Annotated in this window: 1 protein-coding gene; it reads left to right on the top strand. The window is 72.8% G+C overall.

Annotated features, from left to right (window positions below; translation table 11 throughout):
• Positions 1 to 287, top strand: a 287-nt coding sequence (locus A5481_RS34465; RefSeq protein WP_197514287.1) for a pilus assembly protein N-terminal domain-containing protein, incomplete at both ends; no start/stop codon positions are given.

The following is a 287-nucleotide window of genomic DNA, read 5'->3' on the forward strand; positions in this document are numbered from 1 at the left end:
CGCCGCCGCCCAGGCCGGCGCGGGCCCGCGCGGCGGCCTCGTGCCGGCGCCGGTGGTGAATGTCGGCCCCAACGAGGCCGACGTGTCGCGCCGCATCGACCTCACCATGGGCCGCTCGCTGGTGATCGACCTGCCGCGGGACGCCAAGGAGGTGTTCGTCGCCAACCCCAAGGTGGCCAATGCCGTGGTGCGCTCGACCCGCAAGGTGTTCGTGATCGGCATCGAGAACGGCGCCACCTCGATCTTCGTGATGGACGGCGAGGGCCGCCAGATCGCCGCCCTCGACG

This window comes from Methylobacterium platani, from assembly GCF_001653715.1.
Classification (GTDB): Bacteria; Pseudomonadota; Alphaproteobacteria; order Rhizobiales; family Beijerinckiaceae; genus Methylobacterium; species Methylobacterium platani.